This window comes from Enterococcus sp. DIV0240d (assembly GCF_051711245.1).
GTDB classification, from domain to species: domain Bacteria; phylum Bacillota; class Bacilli; order Lactobacillales; family Enterococcaceae; genus Enterococcus_D; species Enterococcus_D casseliflavus.
The window spans coordinates 628,228-650,908 of the sequence record NZ_JBIOMG010000001.1 but is presented as its reverse complement, the minus strand read 5'-3'; the positions used below and the strand labels follow the sequence as shown (position 1 = coordinate 650,908).

21 protein-coding genes are annotated in these 22,681 nt (G+C 45.4%); 1 reads left to right on the top strand and 20 read right to left on the bottom strand.

Going from position 1 to position 22,681, the window contains the following annotated elements:
• From IGJ25_RS03080 to IGJ25_RS02985, 20 genes are all read right to left on the bottom strand, one after another.
• Entirely contained in the window at positions 1 to 195 is a 195-nt protein-coding gene (locus IGJ25_RS03080; RefSeq protein ID WP_005227236.1) for a DUF2273 domain-containing protein, read from the bottom strand.
• Positions 196 to 206: 11 nt separating this feature from the next.
• Positions 207 to 770 carry an alkaline shock response membrane anchor protein AmaP gene (amaP, locus tag IGJ25_RS03075; protein ID WP_060792382.1) on the bottom strand — a complete coding sequence of 188 codons (564 nt, stop codon included), beginning with the start codon at positions 768 to 770 and terminating at the stop codon, positions 207 to 209.
• 205 nt (positions 771 to 975) lie between these two features.
• Positions 976 to 1,581 (bottom strand): metallophosphoesterase, encoded by a 606-nt coding sequence (locus tag IGJ25_RS03070; protein WP_005227234.1) that lies wholly within the window; start codon positions 1,579 to 1,581, stop codon positions 976 to 978.
• A gap of 41 nt (positions 1,582 to 1,622) precedes the next feature.
• Positions 1,623 to 2,468, bottom strand: a complete 846-nt coding sequence (locus IGJ25_RS03065) for an aldo/keto reductase (protein ID WP_010748695.1) — start codon at positions 2,466 to 2,468, stop codon at positions 1,623 to 1,625.
• A gap of 177 nt (positions 2,469 to 2,645) precedes the next feature.
• On the bottom strand, positions 2,646 to 2,987 hold the full coding sequence (locus IGJ25_RS03060) for a DUF1831 domain-containing protein (protein WP_005232263.1): 342 nt from the start codon (positions 2,985 to 2,987) through the stop codon (positions 2,646 to 2,648).
• 68 nt (positions 2,988 to 3,055) lie between these two features.
• Positions 3,056 to 4,195 (bottom strand): cysteine desulfurase family protein, encoded by a 1,140-nt coding sequence (locus IGJ25_RS03055; protein WP_015508865.1) that lies wholly within the window; start codon positions 4,193 to 4,195, stop codon positions 3,056 to 3,058.
• Between the two features lie 199 nt (positions 4,196 to 4,394).
• The gene (manA, locus tag IGJ25_RS03050; RefSeq protein ID WP_170920124.1) at positions 4,395 to 5,348 is read right to left on the bottom strand and encodes a mannose-6-phosphate isomerase, class I; all 954 of its coding nucleotides are present in this window, start codon (positions 5,346 to 5,348) and stop codon (positions 4,395 to 4,397) included.
• Positions 5,349 to 5,393: 45 nt separating this feature from the next.
• A complete protein-coding gene (locus IGJ25_RS03045) occupies positions 5,394 to 6,410 on the bottom strand; it encodes a serine hydrolase domain-containing protein (RefSeq protein ID WP_225000908.1) in 1,017 nt (338 codons plus the stop codon).
• A gap of 199 nt (positions 6,411 to 6,609) precedes the next feature.
• Positions 6,610 to 7,431: a VOC family protein gene (locus IGJ25_RS03040; RefSeq protein WP_010748692.1), complete on the bottom strand. Its 822-nt coding sequence runs from the start codon at positions 7,429 to 7,431 to the stop codon at positions 6,610 to 6,612.
• Positions 7,432 to 7,606: 175 nt separating this feature from the next.
• Positions 7,607 to 8,368 (bottom strand): acetylglutamate kinase, encoded by a 762-nt coding sequence (gene argB, locus IGJ25_RS03035; RefSeq protein WP_015508861.1) that lies wholly within the window; start codon positions 8,366 to 8,368, stop codon positions 7,607 to 7,609.
• A gap of 35 nt (positions 8,369 to 8,403) precedes the next feature.
• Positions 8,404 to 9,594, bottom strand: a complete 1,191-nt coding sequence (gene argJ / locus IGJ25_RS03030; protein ID WP_010748690.1) for a bifunctional glutamate N-acetyltransferase/amino-acid acetyltransferase ArgJ — start codon at positions 9,592 to 9,594, stop codon at positions 8,404 to 8,406.
• A 77-nt stretch (positions 9,595 to 9,671) separates the two neighbouring features.
• Positions 9,672 to 10,694, bottom strand: a complete 1,023-nt coding sequence (argC, locus tag IGJ25_RS03025) for an N-acetyl-gamma-glutamyl-phosphate reductase (RefSeq protein ID WP_438779091.1) — start codon at positions 10,692 to 10,694, stop codon at positions 9,672 to 9,674.
• A gap of 146 nt (positions 10,695 to 10,840) precedes the next feature.
• Positions 10,841 to 11,986, bottom strand: coding sequence for an acetylornithine transaminase (locus IGJ25_RS03020; protein WP_081116173.1), 1,146 nt, complete (start codon positions 11,984 to 11,986; stop codon positions 10,841 to 10,843).
• A gap of 203 nt (positions 11,987 to 12,189) precedes the next feature.
• The gene (locus IGJ25_RS03015) at positions 12,190 to 14,070 is read right to left on the bottom strand and encodes an ABC transporter ATP-binding protein (RefSeq protein WP_225000910.1); all 1,881 of its coding nucleotides are present in this window, start codon (positions 14,068 to 14,070) and stop codon (positions 12,190 to 12,192) included.
• Positions 14,067 to 15,794 (bottom strand): ABC transporter ATP-binding protein, encoded by a 1,728-nt coding sequence (locus tag IGJ25_RS03010; protein WP_005227218.1) that lies wholly within the window; start codon positions 15,792 to 15,794, stop codon positions 14,067 to 14,069. The genes IGJ25_RS03015 and IGJ25_RS03010 overlap by 4 nt, the downstream gene beginning before the upstream one ends.
• Positions 15,787 to 16,455, bottom strand: a complete 669-nt coding sequence (locus tag IGJ25_RS03005) for a TetR/AcrR family transcriptional regulator (RefSeq protein ID WP_005227217.1) — start codon at positions 16,453 to 16,455, stop codon at positions 15,787 to 15,789. The genes IGJ25_RS03010 and IGJ25_RS03005 overlap by 8 nt, the downstream gene beginning before the upstream one ends.
• 266 nt (positions 16,456 to 16,721) lie before the next feature.
• A complete protein-coding gene (locus IGJ25_RS03000) occupies positions 16,722 to 17,753 on the bottom strand; it encodes an LPXTG cell wall anchor domain-containing protein (RefSeq protein WP_010748686.1) in 1,032 nt (343 codons plus the stop codon).
• A 128-nt stretch (positions 17,754 to 17,881) separates the two neighbouring features.
• Positions 17,882 to 19,894 carry a glucose PTS transporter subunit IIA gene (locus IGJ25_RS02995; RefSeq protein ID WP_010748685.1) on the bottom strand — a complete coding sequence of 671 codons (2,013 nt, stop codon included), beginning with the start codon at positions 19,892 to 19,894 and terminating at the stop codon, positions 17,882 to 17,884.
• Positions 19,894 to 20,802: an N-acetylmuramic acid 6-phosphate etherase gene (murQ, locus tag IGJ25_RS02990; protein WP_010748684.1), complete on the bottom strand. Its 909-nt coding sequence runs from the start codon at positions 20,800 to 20,802 to the stop codon at positions 19,894 to 19,896. The genes IGJ25_RS02995 and murQ overlap by 1 nt, the downstream gene beginning before the upstream one ends.
• On the bottom strand, positions 20,795 to 21,859 hold the full coding sequence (locus IGJ25_RS02985; RefSeq protein WP_438779090.1) for a DUF871 domain-containing protein: 1,065 nt from the start codon (positions 21,857 to 21,859) through the stop codon (positions 20,795 to 20,797). The genes murQ and IGJ25_RS02985 overlap by 8 nt, the downstream gene beginning before the upstream one ends.
• A gap of 246 nt (positions 21,860 to 22,105) precedes the next feature.
• Here IGJ25_RS02985 and def point away from each other — a divergent pair, with 246 nt between their 5' ends.
• A complete protein-coding gene (gene def / locus IGJ25_RS02980) occupies positions 22,106 to 22,669 on the top strand; it encodes a peptide deformylase (protein ID WP_005227211.1) in 564 nt (187 codons plus the stop codon).
• The last annotated feature ends 12 nt before the right edge of the window (positions 22,670 to 22,681 follow it).

Genomic DNA, 22,681 nt, shown 5'->3' with positions numbered 1-22,681 from the left:
TTAACGGCGCGGTCTTTGAAATTGTTCAAAGAATCCGACTTCTTTGAGATAAAATCCCAGATACATACCTAGTGCCGTAAACAGCACCAGCAGTATGGTTTTCAAAAAGCCGATCGTTAGAAACAGGATCGCTAGGATCAAACCGAAGCCTGCAAAGATAAGTGGGATCTTATAGTGGTAGAACCATTCACTCATACCTGTTCCTCCTAAACTACACGCGGCTGGTCATGGGCTGCTGGCGTTTCTTGCGTATCTTTTAAGACAACTTCCGTTTGGATATTGCTTTCGATACCGAAAAGCTGCTGCAGACTGCTGCTGATCTCACCAACCAATGCTTCTTGTTTTTGCGGGATGGCTGCTGTTTGTTTCATTTCTCCATCGATTTTTACGGATACTTTATTCTTGACGATTTTGATTTTTACGGATGGCTGATGGATGAAATCTGCTTGTTTCACCCGTTCAAGCACAAAATGCTCTAACGCCTTCTTCTGAATCACTAAATCGCCTGTCTTATGGGAAATGATCAAGCGGTCCGAACGTTTTGGATAAAACAAAACGACAAAGAGCGCGATCACGGTAAAAATGGCAAAGCCAACAGATAACCAAAAGAGCAGCATACTCATGGAAGATCCGACCCAAGGATATTCATCCAAAGGAATCAAGTAAACAGGCAATGAAGCCGCTTGCTGATTGGCGATGATCCCAAAATAAAAGACAAGTAAGAGTAAAAGCAATCCGATGATAAAAATCACTTTAGAAATCTTACGCATTGGCAACCTCCTTTACTGCTTTCTACTTAAAGCATACACATTTCTTAAATATCCATCAAATAATAACTCTTGGAATCGATTATTTTTTACATATAAAGTTTATTTTTATCAAAAAAATTTCCTTAATCAAAGCTTGCTGTCAAAGTCATCACAAAAAAAGCAAGCCGCCCAAATCTGTTTGGACGCTTGCTTTTTTTGTTATCTGTTAACGAGCCAGCTTAGTAAGTTCTTGTTGTTTTGCATGATACAACACCGCCAGTTCATTTTCGGAAACTGGCCGACCAAAAGGACGCGGCTGTGGCAGAAACGCCAATTCTGGTGCATCGACTCCTACGTTGAGATTCTCAGCGATCGGTACACTGTGATGATGAATATGCCCATGCAGATTGCGGCTGTTTTTGGTGATCCCCAGCAGCATAGGATAATGGGTCAGTATAAATTGCTGATGAGCAAACTTCAGCAAGACACCGACATCTTCAAACGCATACTTTTCGGCTCCCAAACAACCAGGATCATGCTTGCGCAAGTACGCAAAGAAAGCTCGGGTATCATGATTGCCTTTGATAAAAACGATTTTGCCCTGCAGCTGTGCTAACAGCGCAGCAATTTCTGGAAAGCCCGCTTCGTAATCAGGGTGCATCGCGACATCCCCTAAATGATAGACGACATCTTTATCCGCCACGACCTCATTCCAGCTGGCGATCATCGTTTCATGCATTTGCGTCACTGTCTCAAAGGGGCGTGGGGCAAAGTCATTGTCCCCGAGCAAGGCTGCATGAAAATAGTGGGTATCAGACGTAAAAAATTTCATAGTCGCTCCTTACCTTGGTGCTTTTTCTGTGATCAGCGTCTTCAAATCATCGCTAGCGGCTGCTTTTTCGTCGGTGCAGGAAACCGCGCATCGATTGCTGCCAATTCGCTTTTGGAAAAAACGATTTTGCAAGCTTCAATGTTCTGCAGCATATGCAGCGAGTCACTGGTTTGGGGGATCGCTAAGACGTGGGGTTGTCGAAGGGTCCATGCCAAAAGCAGCTGAAAAATCGTGCAGCCTTTGGCTTCTGCCAGCTCTTTCAACACTTCATCATTTTTGAAGTGGTGCCCTAGCCGATCGCCTTGAGCAATGGGTGAGTAGGCAATCACAGGAATCTCAGCCTCTGCCTGCCAAGGCAAAAGATCGTATTCGATCCCCCGGGCACCTAAATTATAGAGTACTTGGTTGGCGGCACATTGATCGCCGTTTTCTAACCGCAACAGCTCCTCCATATCTGCCACGTCAAAATTAGAGACGCCCCATGCACGAATCTTTCCAGAAGCTTTGGCAGCTTCTAGTGCGTCAACTGTTTCTGCTAACGGCACATCTCCTCGCCAGTGGAGCAGATACAAATCAAGATAGTCGGTGCCTAAACGCGCTAAGCTGCGGTCTAAAGCTTTCGGCAATTCATCTGCGGAGGCATTCCAAGGATAGACTTTTGAAATCAAATAAAGATCCCCTCGTGTAAAGGGCTGGATCGCCTTGCCAACTAGTGTTTCTGCGTTTCCCTCGCCGTACATTTCTGCGGTATCGATGACAGCCGCTCCAGCTTTGATGCCCGCTTGCAACGCATCGATCTCGGCTTTTTCCTTGGCTGGGTCATCCCCCATATGCCAAGTCCCCATGCCGACGGCTAGCACTGATTGCTTGTTTAAGGATCGTTTCATCTTGATTCCCTCTTTCTCGTCTTAACTCATCCTGTTCCTGCGAACACCTAGGGTTTGTTTTCTATAGTATAAAAAGAAACCGCCAAAGATACAAAAGAAGTGTATCAATCCCATGCCTGCTTGGCGGAGTGACACACTTCTTGCCCTTTGAATGATATAGCTGCTTTTGACAAAAGCTTACGCTTTGACAAACAACCCGCGGCTGATAAAACCATCCATTAAAAAGTAAAATTTTTCTTGCAACATTTTGTGCTGTTCATCTTTGAAAATATTGACTGCTTTTAACCCATTGGCTGTCGTGATGGACATCTTGAAGGTTTGCAGATCTTTTGCAACAGTGATTTTTAATTTAAAGCCTTCTTTGCTTTGGGGTGTTGCTTCAAGGCCGCGAATCAATTGGAAGTTGCCGCCGTTCGTTTCTGTAAAGCCATTGTCCCGCAACGTATATTTTTTTGCTTCAGGAGCAATGCGGTATTGGGTTGCTGCGCCTAAAACGGTTGCTGTTGTTTCAAATGCCATGTTCTTCACCTCTTTAACATCATTTCTTTCATTATAAATAGTTTTCAGCGAGATTGCTAGCTGTTCTCCTACTTTTTCGTGGCTAAGACAGTTTCTGCTAATAGCTGAGCAAATGCTTCGATTTCCGCCAATGTGTTGCCATAGCCAAAGCTGACTCTGACCGATTCCCGAATAGCTGGATGCTCTTTGCCCACCATCGCTTCGAGCACATGGGAGGGCTCCACATTGCCCGCCGTACAAGCGCTGCCTGTCGAGATCGCAGCCCCTTTTAAGTCCAATTTCATCAGCAGCAAGTCACTGCTGACACCTGGGAAACGCAGATTCAAAATATGCGGCAATTTGTGTGCTGGATCACCATTCAACTGAACATCGACGCCTTGTGCTGCTAAGGTCTCCATCAGCACATCGGCAAACGTTTGATATTGTTCCGCCGCTGCTTGCTGCGCTTCGGGGGTATGCAAAGAAGCTGCTTTGGCCATTCCCATGATGGCTGCTAAGTTTTCCGTCCCTGCTCGCCGTTTTTCTTCTTGCTCGCCGCCATGGAGTAGCGCAGGCAGCGACAAGCCATCTCGTTTATACAAAAAGCCGATCCCTTTTGGTCCGTTGATTTTGTGAGCAGAAATGCTTAGAAGATCAATACTGTTTTCATTGATTTCAAGCGGGATCTTGCCATAAGCTTGCACGGCATCGGTATGAAACACGGCGGGATGCTCCCGTAAAAGGGCCCCAATTTCTGCAATCGGCAGCAAATTGCCCGTTTCATTGTTTGCCGTCATTATGGATACTAAAATCGTATCGGGACGTAAGGCAGCCTCAACTTCACTGACGGCCAATTGCCCCTTTTGATCTACGGGCAAATAGGTCACCTCAAAGCCTAAGCCTTCTAAATAGCGCATACTCTCAATGACCGCCGGATGTTCGATCTGGGTCGTAATGATATGTTTGCCTTGTGCTTGTTTGCTAAGGGCTGTACCGATGATTGCTGTATTATCACTTTCGGTACCACCACTATTAAAAATGATCTCATGTTCTTTGACTCCTAGCTGCTGAGCGATCGCTTGACGAGCCAATTCTAATTGGGTGTGGGCGTCTCGACCATAATGATGAATGCTTGATGGATTGCCAAAAAATGTCTGCATCGTTTCACTCATCACTTTGATCACTTCTGGATGCAGCGGTGTCGTTGCTGCATGATCTAAGTAAACCATTCTTTTCACCTATCCTTCATTACTGCCATTATAACAAATCTTCCTCAGACGTCTATCGTGAGTGTCCATACGAAAAAACCTGTCAGTCAAAAGCGGAAAAATCGCCAATGATGACAGGCAGCTGAACGAGTTCAGCCTTACGAAAAATCAGGAACGTGTGCTGTTTTGCTTGTGCGGCTCACGTCACTTACTGATCGTTTTATTTTTTTCCAGGTTCAGAGGCAATGACAGTCAATTCACCAACCAATTCCCATTTCTTGATCGGGTTTGGCAAAATGCAGCTCGTGCCCATTTTTAGTTCATAGGAATGACCGTCGATCATCAAATGCCCATACCCATCGATCACGGTCATCAAAGTATAATCGGCCTTTTGTGCCAACGATAATTTCCCACGTACTTCCCACTCATACACATTGAAAAATGGCGTTTCAAGATAGGTAACGACTGCTGATTGTCCTTGTTTGACCTCACGGATCGATAATTCTGGCGTCCGTGCAGGAATCGTCGTCACATCGATCGATTGTTGGATATGCAGCTCCCGAGTTTGTCCTTGATCATCGGTACGATCATAGTCGTACACCCGATAAGTCGTATCCGAACTCTGCTGGGTTTCCAAGATCATGATCCCTTTTCCAATGGCATGGATCGTTCCGCTTGGCACATAGAAGAAATCGCCTTTTTTCACAGGGACTTTTGTTAACAAATCATCCCAACGACCCGCTTCGATCATTTCCGCAAGTTCTTCTTTGGTTTGGGCATGGTGGCCATAAATGATTTCCGCACCTGGTTCGGCATCAATGATGTACCAGCATTCCGTTTTCCCTAATTCCCCTTCATGGGCTAACCCATATGTGTCATCAGGATGGACTTGAACGGATAGATCATCTTCTGCGTCTAAAATTTTAATTAATAATGGAAAGACTGGTTCGTCTGAATGACCAAATAGTTCTTGATGGTCTTGCCAAAGATCCGCCAATGTTTTGCCTTTAAACGGCCCATTTTCAATGACGCTCACCCCATGAGGATGCGCACTGATCGCCCAATCTTCACCGATCTTGTCGCTCGGTAAATCAAAACCAAAAACAGAATGCAGGCGACTGCCGCCCCAAATTTTTTCTTGAAAAACAGGTTTCATAAACAATGGTTCCATAATTGTTCCCCTCTCTAGTTGTTCGTGCATATTATAGCATGAATCCGCTTATTCGGCAGTTTCTTTTAAGTAACATTGCAGGATTTCGTCACGATGACCCAAATAGCTTTCTCGATGATCCACTGGATGGACCCGATTCGATAAGAAAATAAACGCTTTTTTGTTAGGGATATCTACTGCGAGAAACGTGCCTGTATAGCCTGTATGAAATAATTGATACGGTGCACCTAACAAGTCCCAACCATAGGTGCGAGGCTTTGTGCTTTCAGGCGTCTGCCTGTGAGTCAGCGCCTGCATGACTTTTTCTGAGAAAAACGGCGCTCCTTGCTGCTGACCATTTGCCAGTAACAGTTGAACGAAAAGCGTCAAGTCATCCACGGTAGAAAACACCCCTGCGTTGCCGGCATGGTTTCCCAACACTCGTGCCTTAGGATCATGGGTGATTCCTCTAAGGATGCTGCCGTCTGGCTGCTGCTGGGTAGGAACGATCATTGGCAGCTGTGAGGGAGGAAAAGGCGGAAAGCCGCTGTTCTTCATGCCTAAAGGCGTCAAGACTTCTTCTTGAAAAATCTCGGTCACTGGTTTTTGATACAGCTCCTCCAATAAAAAGCCCAGCAAAATCGTCCCAGTATCCGTATAGTTGACCGTTTGACCGATCGTATCACTGCTTTCAAGCTGCAAATACGCCTTGCGCAAGGCAGCAGCATCCAACTGGTCTCGATGAGGAATCCACGTGTTGATGGCTGCCGTATGCGTCAGCAAGTGCTTGATCGTTACCAGATCGTCTTTAAACGCTGGCAGCCAACGAGTAAGCGGCGCCTCCATCTCGATTTTTCCTTGATCCCACAATTTTAACAGAACACTCGTTGTACAAACGACTTTCGTCAATGAGGCTAAATCAAACAAATGATCTTTCGTCATAGGTTCGGTTTTCGGAAGAAGCGCTGCCTGTCCGAATACATGGGTCTCTTGGGTTTCACCAGCGATAAAACGCAGCACCGCTCCTGGGAAAACGGTCGGCATTTTTTCTTGAATGAGCTGTACTGTTTTTGGGTACATTGTCATCGTTCCATACTCGCTCCTTTCAGGCTTGTCTTGCTTCTAACTTTAGCACTTTTTAGCAGCAAACAAAACTCGTTATCCCCTTTTTTCCTCCAACTATCCGACTCGATCAGCTAGTCGATTCGCTTGCTTGGTTTCTTAGTCATCAAAAAACATCGACTACTCAAAAGAGTTTCCGATGTTTTTTCTTATCTATTTAGATTTATTTTTTAACGATAAACCACCATTCGATACCGATCGCATCGTAGGTCGTCAACAACTTCCGTTTTTTGTCGATGAAAAACTCTTGCTTCTTCTCAGACAAGTGTTTTTCCAATGTATCGATATCTTCTTGACTGATGGAGATTTTCAAGAAGTCTAAGCCAAGCACCTCATGGGTCGGCAAATCGATCGTACCACCTTGTGCTTCAGTCAAGCCGACTTGGAAGTCACCATCATTGAGGATAAATTCCTTCGTTTCGGCTTCTTTTGTTTTCAAGCCTAAGCTTTCTTCTAAGAAAAGCTGCTCTTTGGCTAGATCACTGACGTTTAAATACAGCTTGCCAAAATGAGCTTCTTTTGATAAGCCAGCCGCTTTTGCAGGTGCCGCTTTGATCAATTCTGCTTCGTCTTTTGGTACCGCAGTTCCTGCGGGTGCTGTAAATAAGACTTCAATTTTGTTCCCTTCTGGATCAGCTATAATAAAGCCTAATTGATTCGCTTCATAACGAGCTTCTTCGAAAGCAATCGCTTTTTGTTGGGCATTGCTCGCGATAGTTGCCGCTTCTTCTAATGAGGATACGGCTAAGACGATGCGCTGCATTTTTTTGATCTCGCCGAAGTGATCGTTGGCACGCGGGCTTTCTTCCAACCATAAAACTTCTCTATCTAATCCTTTTAGACCAAAGATGGCCAATTCATTTTCTTCTCTTTTCAACTCAAAACCAAGTACATCCCGATAAAAGGCAATCGCTTGATCGCGGTCTTTTACCCGGATTGCAACAGTCAGCAACTTCGTACTGCTCCCCAATAAGAAATCTGTCATTGTTTCTCCCCCTACTTACATATGTACTCATTGTACTGATAAAACGAAATTCTAGCAAATGAAATCCCTACCTATTTTATTCTTTTTTTAGAGAAAATAAGAAGAAAAGCACAGAAAAGTCAGAATTTTGCATTTTTATGAGTAGAGAAGAGGCATTTGGGTGTTGCTAATGACTTCAGCTACAGACAGCTGCGGCTGGACTTGCCGCGAGGATCTGGGTTCCTAAACGATCGATTCGATCGGTGATACAAACGGCAGCTACCCCTGCTTTCAAGGCTTTCTGCGCACTTTTTAGTTTTGGCAGCATGCCGCCTGTGACTACTTCTTCGGTGATCAAACGGGGGATCTCTTCAAAAGAAACAGCTGATAACCACTGGCTTTCTTGCTTGATCCCAGGGACATCCGTCAACAAATATAGTTTTTCTGCTTGTAAACTAGCAGCAACCTGACACGCTACTTCATCGGCATTGATGTTCAGCCATTGCCCCTCTGGGGTAATTCCTAGCGGTGCCAGGATCGGGACATGTTTTTTCTCTGTCAAGAGCTTCAGGAAAGCAGCGTTGATTTGTTGAACCTTCCCCACCTGTCCTAATTTTTCTTCATCAATGACTTCTCCTTGAATCAGTTGATCACAGCCAGCATTCAGTCCTACGGCATGGAACCCAGCTTGCTGGAAAGCGGTCGTGATCAGCGGTTGAACTTGTCCCAAAAGGACCATTCTAGTTACTTCAAGCGTCTGGGGGTCGGTCACCCGCAGGCCGTCTTTGATCGTGACTGTCAACGCCATTTTCTCCATCATTTCTGAGATGTAGTGACCACCGCCATGGACGATGACTACTTTTTTGCCCGCAGCTTGCCAGTCTGCTATCGTCTCAAAGAATGACGGGGTTAAATTGTCTGAGGCGACACCGCCGATTTTTACTACGATCGTTTCCATCTACTCGCTCCTTTTTGTCTAGTACCTGATTTCTTTCAGGTATGATATAGTGCGTTGATTTTCACATAGTCATACGTCAGATCACAGCCCCAAGCGGTGCCAACACCTGCCCCTTCTTTCAGCTCGACAACGACTTTGACTTCATTTTCCGCCAATTGTTCTTGCATGATGGTTTCGTCAAAAGCTACCGGTGTCCCTTGGACAAAGACGGGAATGTCGGCTAATGCAATCGATACCGTTGCTGGATCGATCGGCTGCCCACTATAGCCCACTGCACATAAGATACGCCCCCAGTTCGGGTCTTTGCCAAAGAGAGCTGTTTTGACCAGTGGCGAACCGACGATGGTTTTGCTGATCATTCGGGCTGCTTCATCGGTCACAGCTCCACTCGTATGAGCTTCGATCAATTTGCTGGCGCCTTCTCCGTCCTTTGCAACTGCTTTGGCTAGTGCGGTCAGAACTGATTTGAGCATCCCTTTAAACTCATGATAAGCTGGCGTGTCAGCTTCGATCGTTGGATTTTTGGCTAACCCGTTAGCTAAAACTAACACCATATCATTGGTGGATGTATCGCCATCGACCGTGATTTGATTGAAGGTAACGTCGGTTAATTCTTTCAGCAGTACTTGCAAGAGTGCTGGAGCGATCGCCGCATCCGTCGTAACAAAGGCCAGCATCGTAGCCATATTGGGATGGATCATACCAGACCCTTTGGCACAGCCCGCAACAGTCACCGTTTTGTCAGCGATCGTTGATTGGATGACACTGCTTTTTTCAGTCAGATCCGTCGTCAAAATCGCTCGTTGAAATCGGTGGGCATCCCCTTGCCTGTTTAGTTGCTGAATCCCTGCAGTGATTTTTTCCATCGGTAAGCTCTTACCAATGATCCCGGTGGAGGCTACCGCAAAGGCTTCGGGACTCGTATGCAGCTGGGCTGCTGCCAATTCTGCCATCTCTTGTGCATCTTTTAAACCTTGCTCCCCGGTACAAGCATTGGCATTACCCGCATTGACGATCACACCTTGCAAGGTGCCTGCTTGCATTTTTTCCTTTGTAACGAGAATGGGTGCTGCTTGTACTTGATTGGTGGTAAAGACTGCTGCAGCACTGGCTGGCACTTCAGAGACGATCCAACCAAGATCGACTTTCTCTTTCTTCAGACCGCAATGCAGACCGTCGGCAAAAAAACCTTTGGGGGTTGCGATCGTTCCTTCGATTTCTTTCATTTTCTTTCCTCCTACTGCCACCTTTTGCGGATTGTCCACTGGCTGACACGAGTATCCTCACGCGTCTGTTGGCTATTTTATGGATATAACGGTGCTTGCATAAGACCAGTCGTTTCTGGTATCTTTGCCCATCGATTGAAGTTTTGGATCGCTTGGCCAGCAGCCCCTTTGCCTAAATTATCGATCACTGCGATAACGGTCAACACTTGGGTCAGCGGATTGAAACATATGCCAATGTCACAAAAATTCGTTCCCGTCACTTGCCGCAGCTCGGGCAGCTTTCCTAACGGTTGCACTCGGACAAACGGATGGTCTTGATACGTTTTTACGTACTGCTCATAGATGTCCTCTTGCGAAATCGCGTCTTTGATAGGCGCATAAAGCGTCATAAAGATCCCTCTTTTGACAGGCAGTAAGCTGGTAGAAAATTGGATCGGCGGCATTGCCTGATCCCATTGCTTAAACTGCTGCATGATCTCAGGAATGTGCTGATGCTGATTTGGCTTATACATCGTCATGTTATCCGCAGCGGTTGCAAAGTGACTGCTGTCCGTCAATTTCTTACCAGCACCCGACAAACCCGACTTGCCATCAAAAATCAACGTACCGCTGAATAGTTTTTGCTGAACCAACGGCGCAGCAGCTAAAATGGCAGCAGTCGCATAACAGCCTGGATTGGCGATCAAATTGCCAGGAGTCGGTGCAAACTCAGGCAGCGAATAGGTCGCTTGTGCCAACAACTCGGCAGGTGCAGCTTCTTGGTGATACCATTTTTGATAGCTATCCCGATCCTTCAATCGCAGATCACCAGAAAGGTCAATCACTGGAAAGTCATTTGCGACAAGAGTCGCTGCGAGTTCTTTGCTGATTCCAGCAGGAGTCGCAAAAAACACGAGTTGATTTTCCTTTTGGATTTTTTCTGCATCAAAAGGTTCGATCAGCCGCTCTGTCAGTCCAATTAAATGAGGATACAAAACAGATGAATTTTCATGCATAGAATGACTATGCAAGGTGCCCACCTCCAATTGGGGATGTTGCTGGATCAAACGAATCAATTCAATTCCGGTATACCCTGTTACACCAACGATTGCTGCCTTCAAACACGTCACTCCTCAAAAGAATTTACTTAAGATTATAAGAAACTCCCATCGCTCTGTCAATGATTATTTATAAAACTATTCAAAATAAATTCACTATTATTCGGTTTTTATAAGAAAAAAAGCCCGAAAAATCTATTTTTATGCAATTATGCTAAGACAGCTTGCAAAATCGCCAAGGCTGCTGTCGTTTCCTCTTGCGAGATCGTTAAAGGCGGCAGCAAGCGCAAAACCTTGGATCCCGCTTTTAATGCGAGGAGGCCTTGGTTCCGCAGTTGGGTCAACACGGATTGCAAGCTTTCCGAATCGGCTAATTCGATACCGATCATCAATCCTTTCCCACGAATCGCCTGCACCTTAGATAGTCCTTGCAATCCGTCGAGAAACTGCTGCTGGCGCAAGTGAACATTGACTTGAATGTCCCCTTCTTGCAACACACTGCAAACAGCACTAGCAGCAGCCATCGCTAATTTATTGCCACCAAAGGTCGAACCGTGACTACCGGGTCCAAAAGCCGTTTGCAAATGGCTTTTGCCTAGCATCGCTCCGACAGGGATCCCGTTACCAAGCCCTTTTGCTACGGTAAAAAGATCAGGTTCAATGCCATATCCTTCAAAAGCAAACAGGGTTCCTGTCCGTCCCATCCCGGTTTGGATCTCATCCACCACCAGTAGTACCCCCAACTCCTGACAAAGGGCTGCCACCGCTTGGACCCACGCCACCTCAGCAGGGATCACACCGCCTTCGCCTTGGATCAATTCTAAAAACACGGCTGCCGTCTGCTCATCTAAAACGGCTTGCAATGCCTCAAGGTCATTAAAGGGTACATACACCATCTCTGGTACTAACGGTCCAAACCCATCATGGATACTACTTTGCCCAGTCAAAGACATCGCCCCAAAGGTTCGACCATGGAAAGATTGTTCAAAACTAATGACTTTGCTGCGGCCAGTCGCTTTGCGAGCCAGCTTTAAAGCAGCTTCGTTCGCCTCAGCGCCACTATTGCAAAAATAAGCCAGATACGGTTCGTCTGAGGCGCTCTTTTGATTTTGGGTCAGCTTCTGGGCAACTTCTTCTTGCAACTGGCTGTCATACAAATTCGGCACATGCCAAATCTGCTCTGCTTGGGTCATCAACGCGGCTTGCACTTTGGGATGCCCATAACCGAGATTAACGACCCCGATGCCACTTGTTAAATCTAAATATTGGTTGCCTTGCGAATCTACCACATAGCTGCCGTTTCCTTGCTGGATGTCGATGGGTAAACGGCTGTAATTAGGAAAAAGATGACTCATTGGTTTCACTCCTTGTCTTGGATCATTCGAAATTATGTATTAATATACATTTCAATCCAATAAATTGCAATAAATATTTAAATTAAAGCGATAAAAATTCATAAAAAAAGAAAGCAGTGACAATCACTGCTTTCTTTCAGTCAACCTTTGGCGGTCTGTTTATCATCATTTGGGGAAGAATTTCTTTCATTACAAACAGTGGATCACGCCACTTCTTCTGAAAATTGACTGTTATACAGGTCTGCATAGAAACCGTTTTGTGCCATCAATTCCTCATGATTTCCAGTCTCAACAATGGACCCGTGATTCATCACGATGATATTGTCAGCATCACGAATCGTAGAGAGACGGTGAGCAACCACAAAGCTGGTCCGATTTTCTAACAAACGACCCATTGCTTTTTGGATCAAGATTTCCGTCCGCGTATCGACACTAGAAGTTGCTTCATCCAAAATCAAAACGTCGGGATCCGCTAAGAAGGCGCGGGCGATCGTGATCAGCTGACGTTGACCTTGGGAGATGTTGCTGGCTTCTTCATTCAAGACCGTATCATAGCCTTCTGGCAATTTGCGAACAAAATCATCCACATGGGCAGCTTTCGCCGCAGCGATCACTTGCTCTTTGGTTGCTTTTTCATTTCCATAATGAATGTTGTCATAGATGGAACCAGTAAACAACCACGTATCTTGCAGCACCATCGAGATATTACTACGCAACTCATCACGAGTCAAGTCTCGGGTATCTTTGCCATCGTAACGAATGCTACCGCCAGAAACATCATAAAAACGTTCCAAGAGATTGATCAGCGTGGTTTTCCCAGCGCCGGTAGGTCCTACGATAGCCACCATCTCACCAGCTTTGACATCCAGATTAAAATCGGTCATCAATAATTTGTCTGGCGCATAACCAAATTGAACATGATCGAAACGAACTTTGTATTCACTGTCTTCCACTGGCAATCCAGAAGGCTCATCAGTCATTTCTTCTTCATCCAAGACTTCAAAGACCCGTTCGGCAGATGCAACGGTTGATTGGATGGTGTTTAGTAAGCTAGCGATTTGAGTGATTGGTTGAGAGAATTGATTGGTGTATTGCAAGAATGCTTGCACATCCCCTAACGTCATGTTCCCATTCGCCACTTTGATCCCACCAAGGACAGCCACGAAGACATAGCCTAAGTTTTTAATGAAGTTCATCAAGGGCATAATGATCGCTGAAATAAATTGGGCTTTCCAACCAGCGGAATACAGACGGTCATTTTCTTCTTCAAAAACGACTTGATCGGCAGCTTCATGGTTGAAGGTTTTGACAACGGTATGACCGCCGTAAGTTTCTTCGACTTGGTCATTGAGCAATCCTAAACTTTTTTGTTGTGCCGCAAAGAATTTTTGCGATTTTGGTGCGACGATCATCACGACGATCAAGCTTAAAGGAACCGTTGCTAAAGCAACCAAAGTCAGTTGCCAACTGATCGTCAGCATCATCCACAAAACCCCGATAAAGGTCACGACACTCGTAATAAATTGGGTCAAGTTTTGTTGCAGGGTACTTGCGATATTATCCATATCATTGATCGCCCGTGACATGATATCCCCATTTGAGTGAGTATCATAGTAAGAAATCGGCAAGCGGTTCATTTTTTCATCTAAGTCACGACGCAGCTCATAAACCGTCCGTTGCGAGACACGGGTCATAATAAACTGTTGTAGAAAGTTGAAGACGGCTGAAATCACATACATGCCGATCGCGATCAAAATGATTTGACCAACTTTCTCAAAATCGATAGGAAATTCTGTTACCTGTTGGCCGGCTTGCATCTGCTGCGCACCGATCATGACACCTTTAAAAATTTCAGTGGTCGCTTCCCCTAAAATTTTCGGTGTTTGGATTTGGAAGATCACGGCTGCGATCGCTAAAACGAAGACGGCAATGATAGCGATGGAGCGTTTCGACATGTACCCGAAAAGCCGTTTGACCGTCCCCCAAAAGTTTTTTGGTTTTGGTCCTTTGGCACCGATGTTACGGCCTGGACCGCCGCCCATTGGTCCGCCACGGTGTTGTGTTTTTGTTTTCTTTTCACTCATGCAAGATCCTCCTCTCTCAATTGTGAAGAAACGATTTCTTGGTAGGTTTCATTGTCTGCCATTAACGATTCATGGGTTCCTTTTCCTACGAGTTTTCCTTCATCCAATACTAAGATCGTATCGGCATCCATGACGGTGCTGACCCGTTGGGCAACCACGACCATAATGCTGTCTTGCATGTCGCGTTTCAGCGCTGCTCGTAAGTTGGCATCGGTTTTGAAGTCCAGTGCGGAGAAGGAATCATCAAAGACATAGACATCTGCTTGTTTCACTAACGCACGAGCGATCGCTAAACGTTGACGTTGTCCACCAGAGAAGTTGCCGCCGCCTTGTTCTACACGGCTATCTAAGCCATCTGCCAGTTCGGAGACAAAATCTTTGGCTTGGGCGATCTCTAGTGCTTGCCAGATTTCTTCATCTGATGCATCGGGTTTTCCGTATTTCATATTTTCACGAATGGTACCAGAAAACAGTACCGCTTTTTGCGGAACAAAGCCCACGACTTCTCGTAGATTGTGCTGGGTGACTTCTGCAATATTGACCCCATTGATTTTGATTGCACCAGACTCCACATCGTACAAACGAGGCAAGAGATTGACTAAGGTCGTTTTCCCTGAGCCCGTCCCACCGATGATGGCAACAAAATCACCAGATTTTGCTTGAAAATCGATATCTTCCAACGCCAATTTCTCAGCGCCTTGGTAGCGATACGCCACATGGTCAAAGGCCAAGGTTGCTTGGTCCCCTTGTAAGCTCAATGTCGCTGGTGTTTTTGGATCGAGAATTTCATCTTCTTCATTTAAGACTTCGTTGATCCGATCAGCTGATGCTTGGGCTCTTGGCACCATCACGAAGATCATGGACAGCATCATAAAGCTGATCAAAATTTGCATTGCATAGGTCATAAACGCAATCAAGTTTCCGACTTCTAAGGTCATTTCGGCAATATAATGACCCCCAAACCATGTGATGGCAATGTTCGTCCCACTCATGATCAACGTCATCAATGGCATCATCAATGCCACGATGGTGTTTACTTTAATCGCGGTGTGGGTGTAATCTTTGTTGGCTTCATCAAAGCGATTCGCTTCATAATCCGTCTTGTCAAATGCCCGAATAACGCGGACCCCCGTCAAGCCTTCACGAAAGACTAAGTTCAAACGGTCGGTTTTCTTTTGCATACTTTTGAATAAAGGAACGGCAAAATACATAATACCGCCGACCAATACTAGCATGATAGGAATAACGACTAAAAAGATTCGGGTTAATTGGGCATCTTTTTGATAGGCCAAGAAACTCGCCCCAATCAGTGTGATCGGTGCATTGATCATCATACGTAAAAACATTTGCGTCACCATTTGAATTTGGTTGACGTCGTTGGTGGTTCTTGTAATCAATGATGCGGTCCCAAATTTATCAAACGATCGAGAAGAAAAATTCTCAACTTTTTGGTAAATGTCCGAACGTAGTTTTTGTCCTAATTTTTGTGATTCTCTTGTTGCGAAATACGTATTTCCTAAAGCGGCGATGATACTGATCAATGAAAAGCCGATCATGTAAAAGCCGGTTTTCCAAATGTAATCAATGTCGCCTGTCGCCACCCCATTGTTGATAATATTGGAAGTCAATGTCGGTAGATACAAATCAGAAACGACTTGGATCACCATAAACACCACTGCCATGATTATAGAAATGACGGATACGCGTTTTATCAGCTTAATCATAGGTTTCCCCTCTTTCTTTTTTTGCGCCCTCTCTTAACCAGCGGACTTTACTGTTGAAATCAGCGATCGCTTCGGCAGGATCATAGTCTGGATCAAACGCTGATTGGCGATAGGCTTCGGCAATCGTCGAAAAGACGGTATGCATCAGCAGCTGGATCAGCATTTTCAACTCATGGTCGTCTTTGACTTTCAATAAATCTTTGTCGACCTCTGACAAAAAGATGGCTTGCTGCTTCTGCCGATCGGCTTTGTTTTCTTGATGCATCTTGTGCTGCATCTCTGGCACGACTTTATGGAAGGAACGATAATCCATACTCATAAATAAATTGCGGTAAAAGTTTGCGTTTTTGCCTTTGAAAACCTCGGCGATCATCCGTGAAAAGTACCATTCGAACCCCGCAAACAGATCCCCGTTTTCATGTTGGATCGATTTCAGCAGATCTCGCTGACTATTTTTTTTCAACGTATGGAAATAATAGTAATAAAGATCTTCTTTGTTTTCGAAGTATTGGTAAAAACTCCCGCGAGGAATCTCGGCATCTTTGATGATGTTGGCGATCGAGGCGTCTTTCAGCGGCAGTCTTGAGAATTCTTTTTTCGCCGCATTTAAGATGCGCTTTTGTTTTTCTGGCGGCAAGTGAAAAAATGTATCGGTCGGCATCACAAGCAACTCCTTTCTAATTTAAAATAAATCACAGCTCTCGATATGACACGTTGTCATATGACACTGTGTCATTATACACCCCTCACCAGAGAATGCAAGAATTTAAATTTGACTTTTTTATGAAGGAATCGATTCTGGTCTTTTTATAAAGGGCGTTATTTGAAAAGAAATAACCAATGAAATTTCTGAAAACAAAAAACCTTCGTTTCCCTGATGGAAAACGAAGGTTGCTATTTTTTCATTCTGACGATTATAAATAACAATCATTTTTTCTTGCGGCGCCATAGAATCAAGAAAACGATCAGCAGCAGGATAACACCTGCGATCAGTAAGGTATAGCTTGGCGCTTCATTGGTTTTAGGTAATGTTTTTTCACCATCGGCAGTAGCGTTGGCCTCTTTCGAAGAAGTCGTTGTCGCTGTTTCTTGAGCACTCGTCGATGTTGCGGTCGCTTCTTCAGACGTACTCGTTTGCGTGCCTGTAGGCAGATACATGGAATCATTTGCCGCTTGAATGATATAAGAGATCCGTCCTGGGACAAAGGCATCTGGATCGACTTGCATCTCTTGTTCCATCTGATTTAAATTGGTCAAAATTGAGATCATCCATTCGTTGGAAACGGCTTGATTCAAATGTAAAAAGACTCCGTCTGCTGGATAGACGACCCGTAAATATTCTTGCAGCTGATCCACAACAGGAATCAAGTCAGCAAAACTGGCGTAGCTATTTGCATCAAAAGCCAGTTGCGGCTCAATGGCTTCCCAGGATAACGTCTGATCGACAAACAAGGCACCGATGATTTTTGCTAAGTAAGCAATATCAAAGCCCATCGCATCACTGGAATAACGTAGCGCCAGACGATTGCCATTGGTCAATTCTTCATCTGTCAACTGGTCCAACTGTTCTTGGGTAAATGCGGTCACACTTCCTTCAGTGATCCCTTGGGTTAAGGCGCTACGCAGCGAACTAGGTTCATCGGCTAACGTGTTGATCTCACTGACATCTTGCGTCCCCGTCTCTGCTTGGATCGAGGCAATAACAGCTTCGGAATCGACTGGTTCTTGATTCTCGGTAGTCGTAGTTTCTGAAGCAGCGGATTGATCCGTCTCTTGATTTTCTACTGTACTTTCTTGGACAGCAGCTTGTGTCTGATCCGTTCCTGATTGCTCCTCTGATGAAAGCGTCTCGCTAACGGCAGCCTGATTGCCACTTTCACTCGTAGCTGTTTCATCTGCATGAACCATCAGTGGTGAAAAAGCCAGCGTCATTAGTCCGAACCAAATTATTTTTTTCATCCTCATTGCCTCCTCGAATGGGAACACTCCCTTTGTAACGAAACTGTAACATAAAGGAAAATTTTTCGCAATCTATTTAGTAACTTCTTAAAAAAAACCTCTATCTTTATCCGATAGAGGTTTTAACATTATTTTATCGTTGCCACATGCATGACGGCTTGACCCGCTTTTGTTTCTGTTCCTGGTAACCCTTCGATATTGGCTACTTGCTCCATATTGGTGATGATCACGAGCATCTCAGAAGCTTTGCCTTTAGCCGTCAACTGTGCCAAATCGACTTGGGCAACTTGGGTAGCTGGTGTCACGGCTTGGCCTTCCTCCACCAGGATCTCAAAAGGTGCTCCTTGCAATTCGACGGTGTCAACACCCATGTGCAGCAGAATCTCTAGCCCGCTGGCAGTCTTGATCCCCAATGCATGTTTCGTGGGAAAAATCGTCGTGACGGTTCCTGCTGCTGGTGCATAGATCGCACCATTGTCTGGCAAGACGAAATACCCGTCGCCCATCATTTTTTGCGAAAATACCGGATCACTTGATGCACTGATCGCTTTTGTCGTGCCTGTGGCTACTGCGTATAAAGGGGTATCGATCGGTTCTTTTGATGGATTTGCTGTCATTTCCTTTGCAGCCGTTTCACTCGTTTCTTTTGGTTGCGGTTGCACAGTAACGGTTGCAGCTGGTTTTGCTTCTTCTGCCTCGCTTTCTTTGACTGCTTCTAAGCGATCTTTCGGAATCCCAAAGAAGTAGGTGGCAACGAAGCCGCCAGCATAGCCTGCTAACAAGCCGAAAATATAGCCCATCCAACGGCCGTTGGCAATCAAGGGGATCAAAGCTAGCCCTGATGGTCCAATCGCCGTTGCGCCGATATTTGTCAAAGCGCCAATGACCGCACCACCGATCCCACCACCAATACAAGCAGTGATAAATGGTCGACCTAATGGCAACGTCACTCCATAGATCAATGGTTCGCCGATGCCTAAGATCCCAACTGGCAATGCACCTTTGATCATTTCAGAAAGCTCTTTGTCTTTACGTAGTCGTACCCATAAGGCTAAAGCTGCACCGACTTGACCAGCACCAGCCATGGCTAAGATCGGTAATAATTGCGTGCTGCCTGTTGCTTCGATCATTTGAATGTGGATCGGGGTCAAAATTTGATGCAAACCAAACATGACCATTGGTAGGAAGGCCGCCCCTAAGACAAACCCAGAGAAAGCACCGCCCACGTTCAAGACCCAAGTGATCGAACCGACTAAGCTGTCAGAGATCAGACCTGCCAATGGCATGATCAAGAAAATCTCCGTCAAACCGATGATCAGCAAACACAACGTCGGGGTCACGATAATATCGATCGCTTCAGGAATCACTCGATGCAGCACTGCCTCTAATTTCGCCAAAAGCCATACAGCGAAGATCACACCGATGATCCCTCCTTGGTTGGCAGCTAAAGCTTCGCCAGTGAACAAGTTTTGGATCGGGGCTTCTGGGTTCATACCTGTCAGCAAGATGATCGAACCGATCACGCCACCAAGGGTTGGATTGGCTTTAAAGACCTGCGCTGCATTGACCCCAGTAAAGATCGCTAAATAGGTGAACATCCCATTTCTGAGGACGTTTAAAATCATGACATAATAATTCCAAGTATCTCCATCTAATCGGCCAGCCGTGATCATATTGGTCAGGACAGAAGCGATCCCTGCGACGAGTCCTGCACCAACGAAGGCTGGAATCATTGGAACAAAGATATTAGAAATATCTTTCAGCAGCGACTTTAATGGTGATGATTTTTGTTTGGCTTTTTGGGCTGCTTTCATCTCTGCCGTTTTTTCTGATAACGCCTCTTTGCCTGATTTTTGCGGTGGGATCTCTTGCCCTAAATCAACACCAGCTTTTGCCACCATTGCATTGGCTACTTTGTTGACTTTCCCTGGTCCGATAATGACTTGCAGCTGCTCATCATTGACCACACCCATTACACCGGGAATCTCTTTTAACCCTTGTTGATCGACCTTGTCGTGGTCGCGGACGGTCATTCGTACGCGAGTCATACAGTGATTGACTGTTTCTACGTTGTCCATTCCGCCGGCTTCTTGAAAAATCTTCTCCGCTAACTCTTCTACCGTCAGTGTTTCTTTTGCCATTACTTTTCTCCTCCTAACGCCGTTTTGACAAACCCTTGTGCCGTGGCAAGTTTTGCTTGTGCTTCGTCTTTCGTGCTATCAGTCAACAGCATCACGATCGCCAATTTGACATTCTGATCTGCTTCTTCAAATGCCGCGGCGGCTGTTTCATAATCAGCTTCAGTCGCCTGCATGATGATCCGTTTTGAGCGTTCCACCAATTTTTCGTTGGTCGCTTTCACGTCGACCATCAAATTATTGTAGACTTTGCCGATCCCTACCATCGATAACGTCGAGATCATATTCAAAATCAGTTTTTGGGCAGTCCCAGATTTCAAGCGAGTCGAACCTGTCAGAAATTCTGGTCCACAATCGACCTCGATTGGAAAGCTGGCATGCTGAGAGATCTCCGCGTCTTTATTACAAGCGATCGTAGCCGTTGTGGCACCGAGCTCATTGGCATAGTCAAGCGCCCCAATCACGTAAGGGGTTCTGCCACTGGCAGCGATCCCGATCACCATATCATTTTGGTTCAACTTCAAATCGACAAGGTCTTGTTTGCCTAGCGTTAAGGAGTCTTCTGCTCCTTCGACAGCGACCGTCATCGCTTCTTCGCCACCGGCGATCAGACCGACCACCATCTCAGGTGATACCCCAAAGGTTGGGACACATTCGGCCGCATCCAAGACGCCTAATCGACCACTTGTCCCAGCGCCAAGATAAATCAAGCGTCCGCCCTTTTTAAAAGCGACGATGGTTTGTTCAATCACTTTTTCAATACTAGGAATTTCTTTTTCCACCGCATAGGCAACTTTTTGATCTTCTTGGTTCATTTTTTGACACGCTTCTAAAATCGTCATTTCATCTAAATTGCTCGTTTCACTGTTGCGTCGTTCGGTCGTTAATTTGTCTAAATTGATTTTATTCATCGGAATCATCTCTTTCTAATTTAAATCGCATCCCTGCTTTGATTTGTTGGATCAACGGCAGATCGGCTGGTATCACCTGAGCGGCGAGGTTGACTTTTGGGTCTGTCGGCAAAGGTCGTTTGCACACCTGGATCTCTCCCATATAGCGCAAGTACTCTTGGTTATCGATCGTCACAGCCCCCACTGGCCGCTCTTGGCTAAGTTCAGGTGTGACTTCTGGAATGGCATTGAAACGGGCATCGGCGCTGCGCAAGACATCCCGAGCTTCATCGTAACGATTTTGGTGATTCCCTAAGACGTGTTCAAAGTAAGTGGAACCAAGATCTTTGACCCGCAAAACGATCCGCGCTTCTTGCAGATACGTCGCAAACTGCTGGGCACTTTTTTCAGAAACCATGCCATCGCCAATGTAAACAGCATCGACTGAGCCAGTTGCCAATAAGTCGATCGCTGCGGCAAAAGGCGACCAGTTGCGGTGTTTTTCCAGTGTGGGTAATCCTTGAAATAACGGTCTGCGTTTCTTGGCATCCCCTGGAACAAAGGCTTGGACGAAAAAGCCTTGTGCTTTCAACCAGCGGTTCTTCTCCTGAAACCAGCCAACATCCAGTCCCGTTTCTGGTCGGGGGTAATAATTGTGCCAAGCTTCCAAACGAGTAAAATCGGCTCCATACGCCTGCAGCTCTCGAATGTCTTTTTCCGTCAATGTACTGGCATTCAAACTGATGGTCATTTCTTTTGAAAAAGCTGCGATTTGCTGATTGTCGATCGCATAATCCATTCGTAAACCAGTGACACCGATCTCCCTTAGTTCCGCCAGATTGTCGATGGAAAAGCCCGCTTCTGCTAATGCGTTTCCAGAAATATCTACCATTAAAGACAGCTGATGGTCTTTTGCGAAACCTCCCAAGTCCGTCAAACGCTGCCGATAAGTACTGCGATCATCTTCTGGTATGTGCATGGAGGTGAAAATCCCTTTAAAGCCTGATGCCATCGCAGTCATCTGCTCAAGTTCTGCTGCCGTCAAGTCTTCGTTCATAAATACAGAAAAGCCGAACATCTCTTTGCCTCCTTGATGGGTCACTTTCGTGATACCGTTTTCTATAAAAGCATTATAACTGATTCTTTTCCCATTCGCAACTATATTTCATAATTAAATCATTAATATAGAAATATTATTTCATTTAATAAGAAAGCTTTACCGTTTAAACTTTCTTATGCCCTTCTTTCTACACTTATGGTACACTTTATTAGGAACGAAACTTGCTTTCGTCATTTTTACATAGTAGGAGGAATCACATCATCAATGATTACAATGGATGATATTATTCGCGAAGGCAATCCAACCTTGCGTGAAGTAGCAAAAGAAGTACCTTTTCCTTTGAGCGAAGAAGATATCGCACTGGGAAAAGAAATGATGACCTTTTTAGAAAATAGCCAAGATCCAGTCAAGGCAGAAGAACTTGAATTAAGAGGCGGCGTTGGTCTAGCAGCTCCTCAATTAGATATTTCAAAACGAATCACAGCGGTCCTCGTCCCTAGCAGCGACCCAGAAAAAACAGAACCTGATTTTAAAGATGTTCTATACAATCCCAAAATTTTAAGTCATTCCGTGCAAGAAGCTTGTTTGGGTGAAGGCGAAGGCTGTCTGTCCGTGGACCGTGAAGTCCCTGGCTACGTGGTACGCCATGCCCGGATCACGATCAGCTATTACGACATCAACGGCAAAAAGAAAAAAGTTCGTTTGAAGAACTATCCTGCGATCGTCGTTCAGCATGAGATCGATCATTTGAACGGGGTCATGTTCTACGATCATATCAATCAACAAAATCCTTTTTCATTGAAAGAAGGCATTTTAGTCATCGACTAACTAAAAAGTCTC